This is a genomic window from Candidatus Binatia bacterium, assembly GCA_023150935.1.
Lineage (GTDB): Bacteria > Desulfobacterota > Binatia > HRBIN30 > HRBIN30 > JAKLJW01.
In genome coordinates this window covers 1-235 of sequence record JAKLJW010000182.1, presented here as the reverse complement: position 1 = coordinate 235, position 235 = coordinate 1, and the positions used below count along the sequence as shown (strand labels likewise).

General features: G+C 67.7%; 1 protein-coding gene. It reads right to left on the bottom strand.

The window, feature by feature from the left end; translation table 11 throughout:
- Positions 1-235 (bottom strand): class I tRNA ligase family protein (locus tag L6Q96_23630; protein MCK6557536.1); only part of this gene is annotated, 235 nt, incomplete at both ends.

Genomic DNA, 235 nt, shown 5'->3' with positions numbered 1-235 from the left:
GGCGTCGCGGAAGTCGCCCCCTTCCTCGAACGGGCCGAGGAACATCAGGAACATCCGGAGGGTGTCGGCGCCCCACTTGGCGATGTACTCGTCGGGGACCACCACGTTGCCCCGCGACTTCGACATCTTGGCGCCGTCCTTGACGATCAGGCCGTGGGCCCGGAACCGGCGGAACGGTTCCTCGGCCGGCAGCATCCCGAGGTCGTGGAGCACCATGGTGACGAAACGGGCGTAC